Origin of the sequence: Candidatus Halobonum tyrrellensis G22, from assembly GCF_000495475.1 — an archaeon.
Classification (GTDB): domain Archaea; phylum Halobacteriota; class Halobacteria; order Halobacteriales; family Haloferacaceae; genus Halobonum; species Halobonum tyrrellense.
Window position 1 is genome coordinate 26,493 of sequence record NZ_ASGZ01000037.1, and the last position, 15,658, is coordinate 42,150.

Here is a 15,658-nt window from a genome sequence, read left to right on the forward strand (position 1 = left end):
CCTACTACTATACAGTAGTAATGACCGACCTCCCGTCGATGTCGAAATCGGAACGACGCGCCGCCCCGTCGGGGTGGCTGTACCTCTGTCAGAACGAGAGCGTCCACTACATCATCGACGCGCTGTTGAGCGTCGACCCGTCTCGGGAGTTCACCCAGACCGAGTTGGCGCGGTTGGCCGGCGTCAGCACGCAGAGCGTCCGTCGTCACATGGACAGGCTCGTCGAGATGGGTGTCGTCGCAACCACGGCGGGTGGCCGACGCTATCACTACGATATGGAGAGCGAAGTCGGACGGCTCGTCGCCGAACTGAACGGCGCGCTCGTTGCACGAGGCTTCGACGCCGGAGACGACGCGGAGGAGGACGGTGACAGGGCCGACGCCGTCCAGTAAACCCGGGTCCGACACCGAGAATACCCAACAACCCGAGTCTGTTCGCTCCCCGTCTCTCACCGAGTACCGTTTGAGCGTGAAATATGCTAGTTTGGTTCTCCACTCAAACAGCCGAAAGAAGTGTCGATGGCGGCGGGGCCTTTTTATTTGCCAGCGTCTAACACGGCGGCGTGAACGCCCGGACGAGCGTGCTCGACTCCCTCGTGTACGGGGTCGACGTTCAGAGCGGTGACATCCGGGGAGACGCCCCCTCCTACGCCCTCGTCAAGTTCGACGGCGACTCGATCGAACGCGACGTGGTGAGCCACCGGAAGCTCCGCCGGCTCATCGACTCGGAGGAGCCCGCGCTGGTGGCGACGGACAACATGTACGAACTCGCCGAGGACAAGGACGCCCTCGTCCACTTCCTCCGGTCGCTCCCGCCCGGCACCCGGCTGGTCCAGGTGACGGGCGCCGAGCGGCCCGAACCCCTCTCGCGGGTCGCCTCGCGGCACGGCGTCCCCTACGGGAAGGAGCCGATGAAGGAGGCGGAGGCGGCCGCCCGCCTCGCGGCCGCGAACGTGGGGTACGAGGTGTCCGCCTTCACCGACACCACGACGGTGAAGGTGGCCCGCGGCCGGTCGACCGGCAAGGGCGGGTGGAGCCAGGACCGCTACACCCGGCGGATCCACGGCAACGTCAAGCGGCGCACCCGGGAGGTGGAGTCGGCGCTGAAGGAGGCCGCCCTCGACTACGAGCGCGACGCCACCGAGAAGTACGGCGGCTTCTCGAACGCCATCTTCACCGTGGAGGCGCGACCCGACGAGATCCCGGTGTCGGCCAACCGGTCGGGCGACACGCGGGTCGAGATAGAACGCGAGCGGCGCGACGGCATCGAGTTCGACCCGCTGGCGAAGCGGCGCGACCACGTGGTCGTCGGCATCGACCCCGGGACGACCACCGCGGTGGCGGTGCTCGACCTCGACGGCAACCCGCTGGACGTGCTGTCGACGCGGACCGCCGACACCGCCGATGTCATCGAGTGGCTGATCGAACGCGGGCGGCCGGTCGTGGTCGCCGCGGACGTGAACCCGATGCCCGAGACGGTCGAGAAGTTCCGCCGGTCGTTCGACGCCGCCGGCTGGGCGCCCGAGCGCGACCTGCCGGTCGACGACAAACTCCAGCGGACCGAGCACGCCCGCTACGACAACGACCACGAGCGGGACGCGCTCGCGGCCGCGCTGTACGCGTTCGACGCCCACGAGGACCAGTTCGAGCGCATCACTCAGAAGGTGCCCGCGGGGATGGAGCGTGGCGAAGTCGTCTCGCGGGTGGTCGCCGGCGAGGAGTCCGTCGAGGCGGTGTTGCGCGACCTGAGCGACGACCCCGACGAGGAGGAGGAGTCGAGCGAGCACGAACCCCGCGAACTCACCGAGGAGGAGAAGCGCATCCGTGACCTGGAGTCGCGGGTCGAGCGCCTCCAAGAGCACGCGGACGACCTGAAAGCCGACCTGGAGGAGCGCGACGAGCGGGTGGAGGAACTGGAGGCCGAACTGTCCGACGCCCGCAGACAGGAGCGACGGGAGGCACGCCGCGACCGCGAGGTGACGCGGATGCGCCGGAAGGTCGACCGACTGGAGCGCGAACGCGACGAGGCGGACGAGCGGGTGGAGGAACTGGAGTCGAAGCTCGAACGGCTGAAGACGCTCTGGAAGCTAGACCACAGCGACTTCGCGGACGTGGCCGAGGGGCGCGACCTCGTGGCGGTCAAGGCCGTCGAGCAGTTCACCACCCGGTCGGTCGAGCGCGCCGACGAGCAGTACGGACTCGCGCCGGGCGACGTGGTGTACCTCCGGGACGCGTCGGGCGCGGGCCGAGCGACCGCAGAACGGCTCGCCGAGACCGAGCCGCGGGTCGTGCTCCGGTCGGGCGGGCTGTCGGACGCCGCCGACGCCGTCCTGTTCGAACACGACATCCCCGTCGGTCCCGCCGAGGACGTCCAACTGCAGGAGGTGGACGAGTTGGCCGTCGCGCGCGAGAGCGACGTGGAGGCGGTGATCGAAGACTGGAAGGAGCGCGCCGCCGACCGCGAACGGCAGCAGACCGCCGCGATGGTCGACGAGATCATCTCCGAGCATCGGGCGGGCGAGGCGGAGTGAAGTGACCGAAGGGAACGAACGGAGCCTCGTGGGACGGCGGCGAGCCTGTGGGCGAGCCGCCCACGGAACGGGCGAAATCGAGTGAACGAACCAAGTAACGGAGCGACCGGAGGGACCGAGCGAAACGAGGCCTCGGAACGCGGCGTACACGAATCCGGTGCGCTTCGGGCGCTCGCGCGATTTTCCGGGCGACCGGCGTAGCCGACCCGCCCCCACGCCTACGTAGCCGGCGGGCGTACCGAGGGGCGTGAAACTCGGCGTCATCTCGGACGTGCACGGCAACCGCGTGGCGCTCGACGCGGTGTTCGACGACATGCCCGACGTGGACGGCGTGGTCTGTGCGGGCGACGTGGTCGGCTACAACCCGTGGCCCGCCGACTGCGTGCGCGCGGTGCGCGAGCGGTCGATACCGACGGTGATGGGCAACCACGACCGCGCGGTCGCCAGCGGGTCGGCGTTCCGGTTCAACGCGATGGCGCGCGCCGGCGTCGAACACGCCCGTGCGGAACTCGACGACGGCGCGCTCGACTGGCTGTCGGGGCTGCCCGACCGCCGGCGGGTCGCGGGCGGCCGCGTCGCGACGGTCCACGGCCACCCCGACGACCCCGACCGGTACACCTACCCCGAGGAGTTCGGCGCCCGCATGCTCGACAGCGCCGCGGCGTTCGACTACGACGCGGACGCCGACCCGTTTGAACCCGCGGGCGCACGCCGAGCGGACGGCGACCCCGAGTCGGTCGACCTGCTCGTCGTCGGGCACACCCACGTCCAGGGACACGAGACGTACGACGAGGGCGCCGTGGTGAACCCGGGGAGCGTCGGGCAACCGCGCGACGGCGACCCGCGGGCGGCGTACGCGGTCGTCGACTTCGACGGCGACGGTCCCGCGGTCGACGAACGGCGGGTGGAGTACGACGTCGACGCGGTGGCCGATGCGGTCGAGGCAGCCGGACTCCCCGGGCGGCTGGCCGAACGGCTGTACGAGGGGCGGTAGAGCCGTCGACTCGGTAAGCCAAGCCCGCGTCGGGAGGACGGCGAGCGGAGGGCGGGAGCGAGCCGAGCCGACCCGGCCCGCTCAGAACTCGTCTTGGACGATCTTCAGCACTTCCTCGCGGTCGTCCCACGCGACGAACAGCGCGACGGAGGTGGCGGATGTGATGATGTCGTGGACGTTGATCCCCGCCTCCGCGACCGGGCCGACGATGTCGGAGATGACGCCCGGGCGGTTGGGGAGTTCCCCGCCCATCACACGGACGACCGCGAAGTCGTCCTCGACGGAGACCGACGAGAGCGTCTCCTCGCCCACCACCTCGTCGTGGAGGGTCGCCTCGGCGCGGACCGCCTCCTCGGTGTCGACGTAGAACGTGACCGAGTCCATCCCCGACGCGACGGCGTCGATGTTGATGTCGCCGCCCCGGAGCGACGACGCCAGGTCCGCGAGGATCCCCGGCCGGTTGCGGATCGCGCGGCCGGCGACGGTGACGCACGCCAGCGGCGCCTCGCGCATGTCGATCAGGTTCTCGAAGCTCCCCTCGATCCGGGTGCCGCCCGAGAGCAGATCGCCGTGCTGGTAGTGGACCACGCGGACGCCGAGGTCCTCGTCCTTGTAGCTCAACGCGGAGGGTGCGATCACCTCCGCGCCGCGGAACGAGAGGTTCCGGAGTTCGTCGACCGTGATCCGCGCGACGTTGCGCGCCCCCTCGACCACGTGGGGGTCGCCCGTCATCACCCCCTCGACGTCGGTGACGATCACCACCTCGTCGGCGTCCATGTAGTTGCCGAGCATCACCGCCGTGGTGTCGGAGCCGCCGCGGCCGAGCGTGGTGACGGTGCCGTCGAGCGTCTCCGCGAGAAAGCCCGTGATCACCGGGACGACGCCGTCGAGGTCCGCGGCGAGGTCCGCCGCGCGCGCGCGGGTCTCCTCGACGTCCACCTCGCCGAGTTCGTTCGTGACGACCGGCCACCGCTCGGAGCCGGGTTCGAGAAACAGCGCGTCGACGCCGCGGGCCGACAGCGCCGCCTTCAACATCCGGACGGAGGTGCGCTCGCCCATCGAGACGATCTCCGCGCGGTCCATCTCGTCCACCTCGAAGTCGATCTCGTCGAGCAGGTCGTCCGTCGTCGCCCCCATCGCGGAGGCGACGACGGCGATCTCGTGCCCCTCCGAGACCGCTCCGGCGATCGAGTCGGCCGCGCGGGCGACCCGGTCGCCGCTGCCGAGCGACGTGCCGCCGAACTTCGCCACGACGCGCATCCTACGCGCGCGCCTCCCGTCGCCGCGCGTCCGTGTGTGCCGCGTTCGCCGCGTACATAGCGCCCCGTAGTGGTGGTCTCGGTTTAACCCTATCCACCGACCCGAGGTTTGCCGGGCGCGCCCGCACGCCGACCGAGCGCCCCGGATCCGACGGCGGAGGCGACGACCGGGTCGACGCCGGTCGCGTTCGTGTGAGAAGAGTCACCAGATGGCCCGTCACGCGCGGGCGGACGCCACCTGGTCGCGGGCGGACGCCCCTGCTCGCGAGCGGCCGCCACCTGGTCGGTCCCGGGGGCGCTCCGGTCGCCGTGGTACGGGGCGCTTTTGACCCGCGGGCACGGCTGGGGAGTATGGTCGGACGGACCCGGCGGTTCGCGGTCGCTGACACCGCCCAACAGATAGTCGGCGGCTTCCTGCTCGCGGGACCGTTCGTCGTCACCGAGGAGGTGTGGGTGCTCGCGGGGAGCATGGAGTGGTACCAAGCGCTCGCGACGGTCGTCATCGTGTTCGCCATCGGCTACGGCGCGCTGTACAAGGCGGACGACGACCGCGACCCCGACCGCGAGACCGAAGTCGCCGGCGTTCCGCTCCGGTTCGTCTCTCTCGTCGCCGTCTCGTACTTCTCGGTGCTCGTCCTCGCACTCGCGTTCGACGCGCCGGCGACGTTCCTCGCGGGGGAGTACGGCGACGGGACGGCCGCACAGATGTTCGTCACGCTGAAGGCGGTGTCCGTGGGGGCGGTGTTCTCGGTCGTCGGGGCCGCGACCGCCGACTCGGTGTTCTAGCGCGGGGCGCTCGAACGCCGCCGGTCCCCGTCGTTCGGTCCCGTCGAACTCGTCCGGGTCCGCTCGACGCCGTCGAGTCCGCCCCTCTCCGCCGAGTCCGCGGGCGCTGACCCGACGCTGACGCGGAACCGGCCGGAATGCGACCGGCTGCCGCATCGGTGACGCCCACCCCCGCAGAATTAAGTCCACCCGGCCGGAGCCACGGACATGGATTACACCCTCGCCACCGGGGAGACGGAGACCACCATCCCGGGCGGGACCGGCGTGCTCCTTCTCCACCCGAGCATCGGCGAGACCGACCGGATCGATACCGACTTCCTGAAGACCGACACCGACCGCTTTCTCGTCATCTCGACGCGGACCACCGCCCGCGAGGTGGAACAGAAACTCGAACACTACGACGTCGACGAGTCGCGCGCGGAGATCCTCGACGCCCTCTCGGTCGAACGGGGCTACTCCCGCCGGTCGTCCGACCACCTCCACTACGTCTCCTCGCCCGACGACCTCGACGGCATCGTCGAGGAGGTGGCGGAGTTCCTCGCCGACTCGACGGGCAAGCGCCGCCTCAGCGTCGACTCGCTGACCGAGATGGCGTACTACGCCGACGTCGACCGGGTGTACGGCGCGACCGGCGACCTGCTCGACCTGCTGGAGGAACACGACGCCGTCGGGCTGTTCCACCTCTCGAAGGAGGTCCACGACGAGTCGACGCTCGACCGCTTCCGCGGCCTGTTCGACGTGGTCATCGACCTCGACACCGAAGGCGGAGTAACCGTCGACCTCGGCGGTCTCGACGGCTAAGTCGCGGGTCGAGCGCGGGGTTCACACGAACGCTCGGTCACACACCCGGCCGCTCGCTCCCCGACGACGCGACCGTCGACTCCGGCAGATTCGACTCCGGCAGCGGTGTCGACCCCGGGTCGCGACGCCACACGCCCCCGCGTCTTCGCTTCTTCGAGAGGACGCCGAGCAGGGTGATCACCGCGAGCAGCGCTCCGAACGCGACCAGCCCGTCCGAGCGGGTGTCGCGCTCGTCGGTCGAGCGAGTCGCGCCGGCGTCGGTCGAGCGAGTCGAGAGATCGGAAGACACGCGGGACAGTACCGCGCGCGCCGACAAGAATCCACTCGCCCCCGGCGGCCGAGACGGCGAGGGTCGCTCCCGTCCCGTCCGCTCACTCGGTGATCTTCTCGAACGTGGTCTCCGCCCACCGGACCGCGTACTCGGCGCCGTGGTCGCGGTACGCCTCGGTGTCGAGTGCCGCGAACGGCGCCGGCAGGTCGAGGTCGTGTTTCACCGCCGAGCAGGCGTACTCGGTCGCGGCCGCGAACGACGTCTCGCCGCGCGCAACCTCCCCGGAGAGGTCGTCCAGCCGCCCCGCGACGGTGTCGCCCGCCTCCCGCCACGCCTCGAAGAGGGTGGGGTGGTCGCTCTCCCAGCCCCGGAACGCCTCGCGGCTGTGGAGCCCGACCCACGCGTCGTACAGCGCGGCCGCGACCTGGTACACCTCGCCGGGACCGCGCGGCACCGCGGCGTCGAGTTCCCGGTAGCGCTCGCCGAAGAAGGGGAGGAACTGCTCGGGAACGTCGAGCGACAGTTCGACGAACGCCTCCGCGAACAGGAACGAGCGGAACGGCTCGGGCGTCCCCTCGGCGCGCTTCTTCGCTATCACCGTCGGCGGGACGGTCTGGCGGGTCCAGACGACGGTGCCGTCGCCCGGCATGCCGACCGTGAAGTCGCCGCCCGCGAACCGCCGGAGCGGGTCCGGCGCGTCGTCGGGGAGCCACTCTGCGGGGTACGACGTCGGGTCGAGCGACTCCGCGAGCAGTCCGAGGTCCTCCGCGGCGGCGGGCGGGAGCGTCTCGAAGTCCCGCCCCGCGGTCACCACGGTGCAGTCGGGGGCGTACGCCGCTCTGACCGCTTCGAGGTCGTCGGAGAGGTCGTGTGGTTCGAACGTCGGCATCGGTGTTGGTCTCGGAGTGGGTCGGGTCGTCTCGGAGCGGGTCGGGTCGTCTCGGAGCGGGTCGGGCAGTGCGGCCGGCCGTCTCGGTCCGCGCCGGTCGGGCCGGCGTGGCCCGAACCGGACGGGCCGGCCCGTCTCGGTCGGGGTCGACTCGGGTCGCGGTCGGGTCCCGGCTCAGGCGAACGCCATCACGAACAGGATGGCGACCGCGAGGAACGCCGAACTACCGATAACGCCGAGAACGACCATCGTCGCCTTACTCATGCCCGCACGTGACACGGCGCCGGGCTTAAAGACTTCACAATCTCCGCGCGGTTCAGTCGCCGGTCGACCCCACGTCGGCCCGGCCGGCGACGGTCTTCCACTCGTCGCTCCAGTAGCGCGCGAGGTTCACGACCCCGCGGACGTACATGTCGGCGACGATGGCCGCGAACACCGCGAGGAGTCCCAGGTCCATCCCGGGGAGTCCAACCGTCGTCGGGGCGAGACCGAGCGCGGAGCCGAGCGGTCCCGCGAACAGCGTGAGCGCGTACCCCGCCGGGAGCGCGAGTACGGCGATGGGGAGCCGGACGACGTACGTCCCGACGAGGCCGCCGTACAGCGGCCAGCGGGTGTCGCCCGCCCCGCGGAGCGCGCCCCGCATCGTCCGCGCGACGGAGAACCCCGCGACGCCGAGACCGAACACCCGGACGAACGTGACGGTCAAGTCGAGGTCGCCGGGGTTGAACGCCGCCGCGACTGGCCGGGCGACGACGAACAGCGCCGCGCCGATGAGCAGTTGGGTGACGAGCGCGAGCCGCAGCGTCTGCCAGCCGTACGCGTCGGCTTCTGCGTCGTCGCCGCCGCCGAGCGACTGGCCGACGAGCGTCGACGCCGCCGTCGAGTAGCCCCACGCGGGCATCAGCGCCAGCAGCATCACCCGCCGACCGATGGCGTACGCCGCGACCACCTCCGTGCCGAGGACGCCGAGGACGAACAGGAACGGGAACCGGCCGAGCGTCCGCGACAGCCGGGTGCCCGCCAGCGGGAGGCTCACCCGCACGAGTTCGCGCGCGAGGTCGGTGTCCCACTGCTTGCCCCCGAGCGGGAGCCGGACCGAGTAGCGCCCCGAGAGCAGTGCCCCGGCGAAGACGGCGGCCGCGAGCGCGTTCGCGGCGGTCGTCCCCCACGCGGCGCCGCGGATCCCGAGTTCGGGGAGCGCGCCCAGCCCGAAGATGAGCGCGGCGTTGAGCGCGACGTTCGTCGGGAGCGTGAGCAGGCGGACGTACATCGGCGTCCGGGTGTCGCCGCTGCCCGCAAGCGCCCGCGCGGCGATCATCGACCAGAAGCGGAACGCCGCGGAGTACATCACGATCCGGAGGTACGCGCCGCCGAGCGCGACGGTCCGCGCGTCGTTCGAGAGCACGCCGATCAGTTCCTCGGCGAAGAAGTGCGCGAACAGGGTCGCCGGGATGGAGACGGCGAGCGCGATCCACAGCGACTGCTTGATCGCGAAGTCGGCCTCGCGGTCGTCGCCCGCGCCCTTGAGCCGCGAGACGACGCTGATCGTACCCGAGGTGAGCGCGAGTGCCAACCCGAAGACGATGAAGTAGTACTGGAAGCCGAACTCCAGGGCGGCGATGGCGGTCCCGCCCGCGTACAGCCCGACCATGAGGAAGTCGGTGATCCGCAGCAGCGTCCGCATCCCCCCCGTGACCATCACCGGCACCGCGAGGTCGAACGCCTCCGCGCCCTTCTCGCGGTCGACGACCCCGGCCGCGGCGAGGAGCGCGGGGTACGCCGCTAGCGCGCCGCCGACCCGTTCGCGGAGCGACGAGAGCATCGATCACGCGCACGGACGGGTGCCGGGAGTACCTGTCGCTCGCGGAACGACGGAGCCGGGGTCGGTCGCTGCGGGTCGATACCGTTCGAGTGCCTCCGCGGGTGACGGGAACGCTTCGAGTCGACGCCGAGGCGCATCGGCATCGGGAGGGGGTACCGGATTCGAGTGGAAGCCGAGGGGTCGCGTCCCCGCGCCGGACGCGACGAGTCGCCGCTCGGGCGGTGTCGCGCGTCCCCGGGTATCGCCGTCACCCGGCTGGCATCGCGCGTCGACGCACGACGCGGCGCGTCGCTACCGCCCGGGCGTCGTCGAACGTCGCCGAACGCCACTGAACGTCGCCGAACGTCGTCGGGGTGTCACTGCCGTCCAGGCGTCGCCGAACGTCGTCCAAGCGTCGCTACCGTCCAAACGTCGCTACCGCCCCGGCGTCGACGCCGGTCTCAGTAGCCGACGCCGAGTTGCGTGTGGACCGCGTCGGCGTCTTCGAGTTCGTCGACGAACGCGACGGCGAAGTCCTCCATCGAGACGTGGCTGTCGCCGTCGTCGTCGACCACCAAGTCGCCCACCGCCGTCCGGTACTCGCCAGTGCGCTCGCCGGGTTCGATCACCATCGGCGGCGCGAGATACGACCACTCCAAGTCGTCCGCCTCCCGGATGCGGTCGAGCGCGTCGATGTGCGCCTGCGCCAACGGGACCAGGTCGTCGGGGAACTCGTCGTCGTCGATGAGCTTCCGGTCCGGGCCGACGTTCAGCCCGCCCGCGCCGCCGGTCCAGACCAGTCGGTCGACGTCGCTCCGCCGCAGGCCGTCGAGGACCGCCTCGGTCATCGGGACGAACACCTCGGGGTCCTCGTCGGCGGGCGGGCCGAGCGCGGAGCCCACCGCGTCGTGGCCGTTCGCGAGGTCCGCCACCTCGTCGGGGTCGGTCGCGTCGCCCGCGACCGCCTCGAACTCGTCGCCCTCGACGTCGACCTCGCCGCTCCGGGAGACGCCGGTCACCGCGTGGCCGCGGTCGAGGAGTTCGTTCGCGATCCGTCGTCCGATCTGGCCGCTCGCACCGAGCAGGAGTACGTCCATCGTGCGAGTCGAAGGTGGGCCGGCGGAGGGAAATACTGACCAGAAACACCGGCCTCACCCGGTGACAGCGGCGTTACCGGTCGGCGCGAGGAGCGGGCGACCGGAGAACGGCCGGAGAGGCGGCGGGTCGAGCGAGCGCGAAGGGGTCGAGCGGAGACGACGGAGTCGAGGGCCGACGGACCGGGATCGATACGGACGGGAACGGCGGAGATGAGAGACGAGAACGTCGGAGACCGGAAGGGGAGAACGGACTGGAGAGCGCGAGCGTGGACGGTCGGTCCGGAGACGACGAGGGCGGACAGTCGGTCCGGAACGCTACCCGTCGTCGCCCGCGCCCCAGCCCTCGGGCATCTCGATGACGTACCGGCCGTCCTCGCGGAGCGAGATGATGTACTCCTCGCGGTCGTACAGTTCCATCAGGTTGAGTTCGTACTGGCCGGGGTTGAGGATGCGGATGGACTCGAACTGCTGGTTCAACTCCTCGCGGAGCGCGTCGATGTCGGGTTCCCCCTCGGTCGTCGCCGCGTCGGCGGGTTCGGCGGCGTCGGGGAGTTCGTCGGGCGAGACGACGTCCGACCGGGCGCTCGCCTGCGCGGTGTCCTCGGGGGTCGCGACGGCGTCGGGGGTCTCGGGCGCCTCCGCCGGGCGGTCGCCCCCCGTTTCGGGTGGAGCGTCCTCCGGACTCGCGTCCTCGCGGCCGGCGTCGGGCGACGGCGCCGCCTCGGGGTCGGCCGTCTCGGCGTCCGCGGGACCGCCGACCGGGTCCGCGTCCGACGCCGGAGTCGTGCCGGCCGTGTCGGACGCGTCGGACGGTGCGGGTGTGTTCGCCCCGGCTGTCGTGTCGGACGGTGCGGGTGTGTTCGACTCGGCGGTCGCGTCGGGTGCGTCGGACGGTGCGGCCGCGTCGGGTGCGCTCGTCGTGTTGGTCGCCTCCTCGCCCGGCCAGGGCGCCCTCTCCTCGGCGGGTCGGGCCGACTCCTCCCCGGGTCGAGCCCTCTCCTCGGCGGGCCGGGACGGCTCCTCCGCGGACGCGTCGGACCCTTCGGTCCCACCGGCCGGTGCGTTGGCCGGGTCGGTAGACGGGTCGGCGGCGCTCTCCGAGTCGGTGCTGGAGTCGGCGCCGGCGGGGCGGAACTGGAACTTCTTGCCGCCGCAGTCCGGACACCCCGAGAGCATCTCCTTCGACCCGTCGGCGAACGTCCGCCCGCAGTTGGTACACTCGTGGGGCATCGCGCTACTTCCGCGAGACGAGTGCGGTGATCAGGTTCTCGTCCTTGTGGAGCGTCTGGATCTGGTTCGCCGGCCCGATCACGGTGAGCTTCTTCGCCGTCTCGTCTTTCCCCATGATCCGCCCGAGGAAGCTCCCGCCGCCGCTGTCCGGCTTGGGGTACGTCTCGATCTCGATCCCGGTGAAGTCGTCCGGACTGATCTCGGTCATGGTGACCTCGATGAGTCTCGACTCCTCCTCGGGGGAGAGCCCCTCCTCCAGTACGACGATGTCGCCATCGCGCACGGAGTCGAGGATCAGTCGGATCTTCTCCATCGAGGCGAGTCCCTCCATCCGGGCGCCGCTGATCAGGTCGATACGAACCCCGTCGTCGCCGTCCTCGGGAGTGGTCGCTTCTGGCATGGTTCTATCCGAAGTACTCCGCTATCTTCGCGTACACTTCGTCCATGTTCTCCCCTTCGAGCGCCGACAGCGGCACCGTCTCGTGTTGGGGGAACGCGTCGGCGATACGCTTGACGTCCGACTCCTCCAGGTCCGTCTTGTTCGCGAAGATCAACACCGGGAGGTCCTGGCTCTCGATGATCCCGATAAGCATCGTGTTCACCTGCGTGAACGGGTCGGTGGTGGAGTCGAGCACGTAGATGACCCCCTCGACGTCCTCGCGGAGCCAGTGCATGGCCTCGGCGACGCCCTCGGTCGCCTCGCGCGACCGCTTGACGGCGTCGTTCTTCTCCATGTCGTGGTCGAGGAACTCCTTGTAGTCCACTTTCGTGGTCACGCCCGGCGTGTCCACGATGTCGATCGTTACGGTCTTGCCGTTCCGTTCGATCTCCACGTTCTCCTTCCGGCGTGCGCGCCGGGTCTCGTGTGGGATGTGACTCTCCGGACCGACCGCGTCGCCCGTCCAGTCGCGGGCGATGCGGTTCGCGAGCGTCGTCTTGCCCGCGTTCGGCGGTCCGTAGATACCGATTCGTTTCGGCTCTGACTCCGAGAAGAGCCCCGAGATGCTTTCTCTGAGATTCGTAAGCAAACCCATCCTGTCCTCCGTATCCCCCTCCCGTCCGGAAGGGCGTTGTCCCACCAAACCAGCCGTTCCACTTAAACACTCCGTCGGGTGTCCCGCGCGGTGTGGCACCCGGCGGGCGCGGACGACCATCCTCCCGACGACGCTTTCGCTGTCGTTCCTTCCCCCTCCCCGACCGGCGCCGAACGGTCTCCCGTTCTCGTGGGTGGTGGTCCGCTCCCCGACTGGTGGCGACCGCTCCGACTCCCGGTCGGACCCCCCACCCCTTCGTTTCGACTGGAGACGGCGCGGGTCGGGGGGATGGGTGCCGCCACGTCCCGGTCGACAGATATCACTACACATCACTATACAGCTAAATAAACGAAGTTGCTAGTCGTTCGGGTATTGTTATATCTATATGATGATAAAGACACCGATACCTAGAGGGGCCTCGACCCCCTCCCCCACCCTCGGCCCGTTCCACCCGAAACGAAGGGGTGGGGGGGTTCGGGGTCCGGTCCCACCGGATACGACCGCCCCCGACGGGTTACCTCCACCCGTCTCCGCTCCCAACCGTAGCCGACCCGAGTGGCTTCTGGCGGGTCGAATCCCCGAACCCGCCGGCTACGTGTTCCCCGCCTTCGGAGGTGCCCGAGAGAGGACGGAACGGAGCGGGCGAATGACCCGACCTGTGTACCCAACCCGCCCGCCGTCGGCTGTACTCCGTTCGCCGCGCGAACGTGTTGGATATTCCTCGTTTTCTCCCGTCCGGTCGGCTCCGGTACCGAAGGGCAAGGCTTTTGATTCGCGTGTTCATCTGTTTCGCCTGCATCAACTGGACGCCGCCGGAGTGGGAGCCGGCACGAAACCGGCTGTTCTGGGCGTGTACGGCCGAAAACGTGGACGCGATGGGCGATTCCAGTCGAAACGAAGGGGATCGACAAGGGATGACACGAGACGATACGACGAACGACGACGAGGAGGGACCCGCGGACGCCGCGTCCGACCGCGTCGACCACGGCGGCGCGGTCGACCCGAACTCGGACGGCGCCGACAGCCACAGGGACGTGGACGCCGACAGTTACGACGCCGACGGCTACGACGCCGACGACCGAGAGCCCCTCCCGGAGCGCTCCGCCGGCGAGGGGAACTCGTTCGACTTCGGGTCGCGCACGCGCACCGAGACGGAGGTCGACCTCGACGTCGACGAGGTGCTCGCGGACGACGACGGCGACAGCACCGGGCTGTTCGACGACCTGCTCTCTGGGGAGCCGATATTCGAGAACAAGGAGGTGTTGCGGCCGTCGTACACGCCGCACGAACTCCCCCACCGGAACGACCAGATCAACAAGATGGCGACCATCCTGGTCTCGGCGCTCCGCGGGGAGACGCCGTCGAACATCCTGATCTACGGGAAGACCGGAACGGGGAAGACCGCCTCCGCGAAGTTCGTCTCGCAGGAACTAGAGTCGACCTCACAGAAGTACGACGTCCCCTGCGAGGTGGAGTACATCAACTGCGAGGTGACCGACACCCAGTATCGGGTGCTCGCCCAACTCGCGAACAAGTTCATCGAGAAGAACCAGCGGCTGATCGACGACCGCCTCGCCGACCTGCGCGACCTCCGGTCGCGCGCGGCCGACCGCGCGGACGCGCTCGCGGGGTCGGAGTTCGACTCGGTCGACGACCTCGACGACCGGATCGCCGACGTCGAACGCGACCGCGAGGGGATGGAGGAGGTGCCGATGACGGGGTGGCCCACCGACCGGGTGTACTCCACGTTCTTCGACGCCGTCGACTACCACGAGCGCGTGGTCGTGATCATGCTCGACGAGATCGACAAACTCGTCGAGAAGAGCGGCGACGACACGCTGTACAACCTCTCGCGGATGAACTCCGAGTTGGACAACTCGCGCATCTCCATCATGGGGATCTCGAACGACCTGAAGTTCACCGACTTCCTCGACCCCCGCGTGAAGTCGAGCCTCGGCGAGGAGGAGATCGTGTTCCCGCCGTACGACGCGAACCAGTTGCGGGACATCCTCCAGCACCGCTCGGAGATCGCGTTCAAGGAGGACGCGCTCACCGAGGACGTGATCCCGCTGTGTGCGGCGTTCGCCGCCCAAGAGCACGGCGACGCCCGGCGTGCGCTCGACCTGCTGCGGACCGCGGGCGAACTCGCGGAGCGGAGTCAGGCCGACCTGGTCGAGGAGTCGCACGTCCGGCAGGCGCAGGACAAGATCGAACTCGACCGGGTCGTGGAGGTGGTCCGCACCCTGCCGACTCAGAGCAAGATCGTGCTCTTCTCGATCATCTTACTCGAGAAGAACGGCGTCCACAACATCAACACCGGCGAGGTGTTCAACATCTACAAACGGCTCTGCGAGGAGATAGACGCCGACGTGCTCACCCAACGACGGGTGACCGACCTCATCTCCGAACTCGACATGCTCGGCATCGTCAACGCCGTCGTCGTCTCGAAGGGTCGCTACGGTCGCACCAAGGAGATCAGTCTCTCGGTCCCCATCGACGAGACGGAGGCGGTGCTGCTCTCCGACTCGCGGCTCGGCGACATCGAGGACGTCCAGCCGTTCGTCCAGGCGCGGTTCGACAACTGACCGGCCGCCGCCGATAACCGATACGCCGATACGGTCCCGCTCTCGGACGAGCCGTAGACCCGACAGTCCCCCGTCCGTACCTCGTGGTTTCGGGTGGAACCGCCGACTCCCGCGAGCGGTCCCGGCGAGCTATCATCGCAGTGGAGACGGTCGCGGCCAGTGGAACCAATCGAACCGATCGAACCGACGGTCCCAGTCGATCCAGTAGAACCAGTCGAACCCAGGGGAACCAGTAGAACCAGTGGAAACAGTGGAAATCGGGGCGTCCACACGAAGCAGGCGATCCACCCGAAACGGGGGTCGGCGCCGAGACGAGTGACCGGTCGAAGCGAGCGGCGCGGGTCGAAGCGGCTCCGTCGCTTGGACCGAGGACCCAGTTCG

14 protein-coding genes are annotated in these 15,658 nt (G+C 69.7%); 6 read left to right on the top strand and 8 right to left on the bottom strand.

What is annotated here, in order from left to right:
• Window positions 1-20: 20 nt before the first annotated feature.
• The 3 genes from K933_RS11225 to K933_RS11235 all read left to right on the top strand — a co-directional run bounded on the left by K933_RS11225 (window position 21) and on the right by K933_RS11235 (window position 3,524).
• Window positions 21-392, top strand: a complete 372-nt coding sequence (locus K933_RS11225) for a winged helix-turn-helix domain-containing protein (RefSeq protein ID WP_023394855.1) — start codon at window positions 21-23, stop codon at window positions 390-392.
• A gap of 170 nt (window positions 393-562) precedes the next feature.
• Window positions 563-2,530, top strand: coding sequence for a DUF460 domain-containing protein (locus K933_RS11230; protein WP_023394856.1), 1,968 nt, complete (start codon window positions 563-565; stop codon window positions 2,528-2,530).
• Between the two features lie 247 nt (window positions 2,531-2,777).
• Entirely contained in the window at window positions 2,778-3,524 is a 747-nt protein-coding gene (locus K933_RS11235) for a metallophosphoesterase family protein (protein ID WP_023394857.1), read from the top strand.
• An 81-nt stretch (window positions 3,525-3,605) separates the two neighbouring features.
• Here the strand turns inward: K933_RS11235 and K933_RS11240 are convergent, their stop codons facing one another.
• A complete protein-coding gene (locus K933_RS11240) occupies window positions 3,606-4,784 on the bottom strand; it encodes an aspartate kinase (RefSeq protein ID WP_023394858.1) in 1,179 nt (392 codons plus the stop codon).
• 350 nt (window positions 4,785-5,134) lie between these two features.
• Here K933_RS11240 and K933_RS11245 point away from each other — a divergent pair, with 350 nt between their 5' ends.
• Window positions 5,135-5,569, top strand: coding sequence for a DUF2391 family protein (locus tag K933_RS11245; RefSeq protein WP_023394859.1), 435 nt, complete (start codon window positions 5,135-5,137; stop codon window positions 5,567-5,569).
• A 207-nt stretch (window positions 5,570-5,776) separates the two neighbouring features.
• Window positions 5,777-6,370, top strand: a complete 594-nt coding sequence (locus tag K933_RS11250) for a DUF7090 family protein (RefSeq protein WP_023394860.1) — start codon at window positions 5,777-5,779, stop codon at window positions 6,368-6,370.
• A 37-nt stretch (window positions 6,371-6,407) separates the two neighbouring features.
• On the opposite strand, the gene K933_RS11255 is transcribed toward K933_RS11250, so the two are convergent.
• The 7 genes from K933_RS11255 to K933_RS11285 form a co-directional block, all read right to left on the bottom strand.
• On the bottom strand, window positions 6,408-6,659 hold the full coding sequence (locus tag K933_RS11255; protein ID WP_049947816.1) for a hypothetical protein: 252 nt from the start codon (window positions 6,657-6,659) through the stop codon (window positions 6,408-6,410).
• A gap of 82 nt (window positions 6,660-6,741) precedes the next feature.
• Window positions 6,742-7,530 carry a DUF7089 family protein gene (locus tag K933_RS11260; RefSeq protein WP_023394862.1) on the bottom strand — a complete coding sequence of 263 codons (789 nt, stop codon included), beginning with the start codon at window positions 7,528-7,530 and terminating at the stop codon, window positions 6,742-6,744.
• Window positions 7,531-7,846: 316 nt separating this feature from the next.
• Window positions 7,847-9,352 carry an MATE family efflux transporter gene (locus K933_RS11265; RefSeq protein WP_023394863.1) on the bottom strand — a complete coding sequence of 502 codons (1,506 nt, stop codon included), beginning with the start codon at window positions 9,350-9,352 and terminating at the stop codon, window positions 7,847-7,849.
• A gap of 440 nt (window positions 9,353-9,792) precedes the next feature.
• Window positions 9,793-10,428 carry an NAD(P)-dependent oxidoreductase gene (locus tag K933_RS11270; protein ID WP_023394864.1) on the bottom strand — a complete coding sequence of 212 codons (636 nt, stop codon included), beginning with the start codon at window positions 10,426-10,428 and terminating at the stop codon, window positions 9,793-9,795.
• 315 nt (window positions 10,429-10,743) lie between these two features.
• Window positions 10,744-11,658, bottom strand: coding sequence for an OapC/ArvC family zinc-ribbon domain-containing protein (locus tag K933_RS11275; protein WP_023394865.1), 915 nt, complete (start codon window positions 11,656-11,658; stop codon window positions 10,744-10,746).
• Between the two features lie 4 nt (window positions 11,659-11,662).
• Window positions 11,663-12,058, bottom strand: a complete 396-nt coding sequence (locus K933_RS11280; protein ID WP_023394866.1) for a DUF2073 domain-containing protein — start codon at window positions 12,056-12,058, stop codon at window positions 11,663-11,665.
• Window positions 12,059-12,062: 4 nt separating this feature from the next.
• Window positions 12,063-12,692: an Era-like GTP-binding protein gene (locus K933_RS11285; protein ID WP_023394867.1), complete on the bottom strand. Its 630-nt coding sequence runs from the start codon at window positions 12,690-12,692 to the stop codon at window positions 12,063-12,065.
• A gap of 875 nt (window positions 12,693-13,567) precedes the next feature.
• Between K933_RS11285 and K933_RS11290 the strand changes: the two genes are divergently transcribed.
• Window positions 13,568-15,277 carry a Cdc6/Cdc18 family protein gene (locus K933_RS11290; protein ID WP_049947823.1) on the top strand — a complete coding sequence of 570 codons (1,710 nt, stop codon included), beginning with the start codon at window positions 13,568-13,570 and terminating at the stop codon, window positions 15,275-15,277.
• The last annotated feature ends 381 nt before the right edge of the window (window positions 15,278-15,658 follow it).

Coding starts and splice junctions, on each gene's coding strand:
- K933_RS11245 (WP_023394859.1), top strand. CDS start 5,135: ATGGTCGGACGGACCCGGCGGTTCGCGGTCGCTGACACCGCCCAACAG.
- K933_RS11285 (WP_023394867.1), bottom strand. CDS start 12,692: ATGGGTTTGCTTACGAATCTCAGAGAAAGCATCTCGGGGCTCTTCTCG.
- K933_RS11290 (WP_049947823.1), top strand. CDS start 13,568: ATGGGCGATTCCAGTCGAAACGAAGGGGATCGACAAGGGATGACACGA.
- K933_RS11270 (WP_023394864.1), bottom strand. CDS start 10,428: ATGGACGTACTCCTGCTCGGTGCGAGCGGCCAGATCGGACGACGGATC.
- K933_RS11265 (WP_023394863.1), bottom strand. CDS start 9,352: ATGCTCTCGTCGCTCCGCGAACGGGTCGGCGGCGCGCTAGCGGCGTAC.
- K933_RS11225 (WP_023394855.1), top strand. CDS start 21: ATGACCGACCTCCCGTCGATGTCGAAATCGGAACGACGCGCCGCCCCG.
- K933_RS11280 (WP_023394866.1), bottom strand. CDS start 12,058: ATGCCAGAAGCGACCACTCCCGAGGACGGCGACGACGGGGTTCGTATC.
- K933_RS11275 (WP_023394865.1), bottom strand. CDS start 11,658: ATGCCCCACGAGTGTACCAACTGCGGGCGGACGTTCGCCGACGGGTCG.
- K933_RS11250 (WP_023394860.1), top strand. CDS start 5,777: ATGGATTACACCCTCGCCACCGGGGAGACGGAGACCACCATCCCGGGC.
- K933_RS11260 (WP_023394862.1), bottom strand. CDS start 7,530: ATGCCGACGTTCGAACCACACGACCTCTCCGACGACCTCGAAGCGGTC.
- K933_RS11240 (WP_023394858.1), bottom strand. CDS start 4,784: ATGCGCGTCGTGGCGAAGTTCGGCGGCACGTCGCTCGGCAGCGGCGAC.